This window comes from Nitrospirota bacterium, assembly GCA_013388455.1.
Lineage (GTDB): Bacteria > Nitrospirota > Thermodesulfovibrionia > Thermodesulfovibrionales > SM23-35 > JACAFF01.
This window is the reverse complement of record JACAFF010000011.1, coordinates 1-4,393: the sequence shown is the minus strand read 5'-3', so window position 1 is coordinate 4,393 and position 4,393 is coordinate 1. Positions and strand designations below refer to the sequence as shown.

Genomic DNA, 4,393 nt, shown 5'->3' with positions numbered 1-4,393 from the left:
GTGGGAATCAACGCCAGAGGGTATTCAAAGGGGATGATGATTTTCAGAAATATATCAGCCTCTAAAAATTCCTCAGGGTATAAACCAGAGTTACACAATGTATTACAACAGGAGATACAGGACTGTTGGGCATTTATTCCAGCCAGGGAATTTGGGTATAAGTGTAAAGAAATAGCATCTTATCTTCAAAAAGACCCATCGGTTATCACCAGATATTTGAAAGAAAGAAAAAGGTTTAAAGCGGACATTAAACATGCTTTAAACATGTTAAATGGCAAGACAATTTGCAATAAACAAGTCTGACCCCATTTACCTAGCGTAATCGATTCCCTAAAACTTACTTTTAAATACTTATAATGTTTATCTGTTTCATTTAGATTTTTGGTGAGGTGAGGCAATTCGAATCGTTGACAATGCTTAATGTTTTCCTTACAATTCTACCAAATGCAGAATAAAGATAAAAGAGAATGTTATGCGAAAATATAAAAGATGAAATTCACGCAATATTTTCTCTATACTAAGCAGAGGTCTGATCGTGCTAAAATAAAGATGGAATGGATTGAAAAGACAATCAAAGACCCAGACTATACGGAGGTTCAGTCGGATAAAAGAATCCGAAAGTGGAAAAAGATCAAGGAGGAAGGAAAGTTTCTCCGCGTCATCCTGCTTCCAGACGGAAAGACGGTTCATAATGCTTTCTTTGATAGGAGTTTTAAGGGAGAAGAGAAATGAAAATAAAATATTTTTCAGATACCGATACGGCCTTAGTGGAGTTTTCTGACTTGGAAGTTGCGGAGACCAAGGAGATAAACGAAAATATTTACATCGACCTCGATACATCTGGCAATTTGGTTGCCATGACGATTGAGCATGCCCGCAAGCAAGCAAGCCTCCCCCATCTATCCTATGAGCAGATAGAAAAGAAACCGTCTAACAAATCACTCCAGCGGACGGCTAAAAGCCGCCGCTGATTTTAGCGTTATGCACCAAAATAGGCAATACATCAGCTATTGTCAGACCCATCTACAACAGGTATACTGAGACAAAAAATGACGAAATATGCTTCTATTTGAATGGGATACAGACAAAGCAAGAAAAAATATCAAAATCCATGGTGTATCTTTTGATGAAGCGAGCACAGCTTTCAGAGATGCTTTATCATTAACAATTCATGATCCTCTGTATTCCGATGAAGAAGATAGGTTCATTTTAATTGGAAATTCTTACAAAAATCGTCTTCTGGTAGTTGTGCATACAGAAAGAGGAAATAAAATCAGGATAATAAGTGTAAAAAAGGCAACCAAAAAATAAAGGAAGCAATATGAAGAGAATGCCAAAAGATCAAGACATGCTCGAAGAATATGATTTCAGCAAGGGCATTCGGGGGAAATATGCTAAAAGATATGCAGAAGGGACAAATGTTGTTGTCATTGAACCCGACGTTGCAAAGCTTTTCCCGGATCATGATGCTGTAAATCAGGCCTTGAGATCGTTGTCTGAAATAATTAAAAGGCAGAAAAAGCCTGCATAACACTTATAATGCCCCGCTCTGTCAAGAGAAAAAGCGATCCTGATCGGAAATAAAATAAATAAATTCCATTTCCATATTTTTTTAAAAGATTGTCCAATAGCGCTGACTTGGTTTCCTATCACAGTTTCAGATCAAAGTCTGCATCAAACACTTATTGATGTTCGATAGCCTGGCAGCACGGAATAGTCAACTCCTCCGTGCTGGAGGCGACAGTAGAGAGACCATTCGGCCTTATTCTCCACGATATAGAAACTATTTTGTTCACTTATGCCGTCCTCATCAAAAGTCTGGTTAAGGCAAAGAGCCTCATCCAGTTAGCTCCAAGATCGGGTAAGGGGCAGAACCTCAAAAGGCGCAGGAGATTGTATTAGCATATAACCATTCCCAATCTCCCCTTCATATAAACAGGCTGGATACTGATAGCTGATAGCTAATTGTTTTAATTTTTCGCTTCATTCTTAATCCGCTCAATCGCTAGTGGAGTTTCACCAATCTTCGCAAACCCCAGAACATTACCTCTGGAATCCATAATCATTGCCGTTATCTTTCTGAAAGGACCGGGTGTACCTGTTGAGAGGGCAATAGCTATATCGTCCTTTTTAATAACACCCGAAATAATTTTTTTCAGGGTGAGAGAACTTTGCCTCAGAATTCTATGATCAGTTGATTCAATCAGATGCATTTCAACTACAAGAGGGGGGTTAGCTTGTTAAGAACCCTGCGCCAAAAGCGCAGGGAGTTCTTGCGTTTTCCTTAAGCAGGTTTTCTCAATTCTTAATTTGTTTAAGGCGCTTTCTTGCAAATGACAGGGATGCCGTCACCGGTACTTCCCGCTTATCAAGTTCAGCCTGAAAATCCCAATAATCAAGTCCTGCAATATCTGCTGCTTTTCTGAAGGGAACCCCTTCTTTATATTTTCTTACGGCAAGTGTCACCTTTTCATCTATAATCGCTTTTTTAATCAGTTGTCTGATTACCGTTGACCTGTCTTCCAACATGGTCTCCGCATATTCATCAATCAATTTCAGAAGTTCTTTATCAAGCATCACATTGGTTCTCACCAATTCCTTAGCTTTTAACATATTTTTTTCCTTCCATAAGGTAAAGCTCCGCAACCATAGAGCTCACTCTATTTTCAAGAACAAGACCTCTTATATATATCTCGAATTCCTCCATATCGAACAACTTTGCAGATAATCCCTGCAAAAGCAGATCGGGAGTGGCATTAACACGAAAACCTAACGCAGATGCAATTTTACCAAGGCCGTCATCATTGGTTATTATTTGGGTTACCTTTTTCTTAACGGCCAAAGCAAGCACGGCTTCATCACCTTTCGAAAGCATTTTATTAAGCTTCTGCCTCAAAGACTGCTTATTATTGTTACCAACGCTTACTATTTTAACATGATTATTCCTGAGAAAACTCTTGATTACTACTGCATCAGCAATATCTTTCTCTTCTCCTATGATAACGGCTTCCTCATACACTTCATCCGGCAAAATAATATCTATCTTTAACGCCGGAATAATATCAAGGCAATGTATCCTTGCAAGAGATATCAACGTTGAGGTATCAATTACCGTTATCATTATAGATAATATTTTATAATATTATATGTGTATTTTCAATAATCAACGTCTTTGGTCACTAAGTGTTTCTCCGATCTTCCCTGATTCCATAAGCTTTAAAAATCCTGCTGACGACAATAACTTCATCATACCCCTGAATATTTTCCCTTTCAAACTATACGGCTGGTACAAATCCTATGCCTTTTTAGCAAGCTTTGGATTTGTCGGAATTATCCAGAGGCAGTTTTTTTAAAAGATGTAAAGTGTTCATATGCAACTCGCAAGATTATTATATATTAGTTATTTAGCTCGTCGTTGATAGCAGATAGCGAACTTACAACCCCAATCCTTGGCTCATAGCAAATATCTCATAGCTCTTTGCTCAAACCCATTAGAAAAGCGGGATTGAGTTTATAGGGTTCATTGAGTTATAGCGTTACTTGAGTTATAGCGTTTATAGGGTTTATTGCGTTAATTGCGTTTATTGCGTTACTTGAGTTATAGCGTTTATAGCGTTGAATATAACTACCGTTCTGGGTTCTATGTTCAAGGTTAAACTGCCGTGAAACGGCATAAATACCGTGAAGCGCGGGCACATGAAGTGTACTTGTTAGCAACAGGATAAAACAAAACTTCACTTCCTTAGCGGCAGAAATATTATTTTATTCTTTACGTCCTCTTCTTCTGCATATTTCGATATAAGCTCAATGTCTTTCACACATATTCCTATCGTAACTTTCAAAGGATGCGCATAAATCAGTCCCCAGAATAATTGCCCGGCAGTCTGCCGTTCTGCTGCGAGAGACAATAAATCATCATCATGAGTAAACAATATCCTTCTAAGGAATGTTGCCCTTTCCAATAAAGCAGAATCGGGTTTCCCGGTAAAACTATCAGCTTGAGCTGTTAAAACGTCTACTCCTTTTAATTTTAATCCAATTGTAATTGCACCTGGCACATGTTCATCCATATATATAGGGATCACTGAATCAGACCTTTAGACTTCAATCTATTGATAAGAGGCGATATTGATGTTTCTTTTTCAAGTTTAATGATTTTTTCAAGTCTCTTCTCGATGTCTTCTTCAAACTTATCCTGATGATCAGAATAATATGCCAGAGCAGAATAGATATTTCCAAGGGTAAGATAAGGGTGTTGCAAATGGAGTTCTTCGGCACTCCACCCGTAGGAAATCTTTTCTAAAATTAATTCAACAACTTTCATATTCGTTCCCCTGATGATGGGAACGCCATGCTCGTTTAACGTTATGTGCTCATACCCTGTCTGTACAGC

General features: G+C 38.3%; 10 protein-coding genes. 5 read left to right on the top strand and 5 right to left on the bottom strand.

Features of this window, described 5'->3' with window-relative positions:
* Positions 1-33 precede the first annotated feature (33 nt).
* From HXY53_03225 to HXY53_03205, 5 genes are all read left to right on the top strand, one after another.
* Positions 34-303 (top strand): hypothetical protein, encoded by a 270-nt coding sequence (locus HXY53_03225; GenBank protein ID NWF75577.1) that lies wholly within the window; start codon positions 34-36, stop codon positions 301-303.
* A 186-nt stretch (positions 304-489) separates the two neighbouring features.
* Positions 490-732 (top strand): hypothetical protein, encoded by a 243-nt coding sequence (locus HXY53_03220; protein ID NWF75576.1) that lies wholly within the window; start codon positions 490-492, stop codon positions 730-732.
* Positions 729-971 (top strand): DUF2283 domain-containing protein, encoded by a 243-nt coding sequence (locus tag HXY53_03215; protein ID NWF75575.1) that lies wholly within the window; start codon positions 729-731, stop codon positions 969-971. The genes HXY53_03220 and HXY53_03215 overlap by 4 nt, the downstream gene beginning before the upstream one ends.
* An 88-nt stretch (positions 972-1,059) precedes the next feature.
* A complete protein-coding gene (locus HXY53_03210) occupies positions 1,060-1,311 on the top strand; it encodes a BrnT family toxin (GenBank protein NWF75574.1) in 252 nt (83 codons plus the stop codon).
* Between the two features lie 10 nt (positions 1,312-1,321).
* Positions 1,322-1,531 (top strand): hypothetical protein, encoded by a 210-nt coding sequence (locus HXY53_03205; protein ID NWF75573.1) that lies wholly within the window; start codon positions 1,322-1,324, stop codon positions 1,529-1,531.
* Positions 1,532-1,970: 439 nt separating this feature from the next.
* On the opposite strand, the gene HXY53_03200 is transcribed toward HXY53_03205, so the two are convergent.
* The 5 genes from HXY53_03200 to HXY53_03180 all read right to left on the bottom strand — a co-directional run.
* Entirely contained in the window at positions 1,971-2,213 is a 243-nt protein-coding gene (locus HXY53_03200; protein ID NWF75572.1) for a hypothetical protein, read from the bottom strand.
* Positions 2,214-2,298: 85 nt separating this feature from the next.
* A complete protein-coding gene (locus HXY53_03195; protein ID NWF75571.1) occupies positions 2,299-2,613 on the bottom strand; it encodes a hypothetical protein in 315 nt (104 codons plus the stop codon).
* Entirely contained in the window at positions 2,600-3,121 is a 522-nt protein-coding gene (locus HXY53_03190) for a hypothetical protein (GenBank protein NWF75570.1), read from the bottom strand. Before HXY53_03190 ends, HXY53_03195 begins: the two co-directional genes overlap by 14 nt.
* A 613-nt stretch (positions 3,122-3,734) precedes the next feature.
* Positions 3,735-4,070, bottom strand: a complete 336-nt coding sequence (locus HXY53_03185; protein NWF75569.1) for a DUF5615 family PIN-like protein — start codon at positions 4,068-4,070, stop codon at positions 3,735-3,737.
* 11 nt (positions 4,071-4,081) lie between these two features.
* Positions 4,082-4,393 (bottom strand): DUF433 domain-containing protein (locus tag HXY53_03180; protein NWF75568.1); only part of this gene is annotated, 312 nt, incomplete at its 5' end.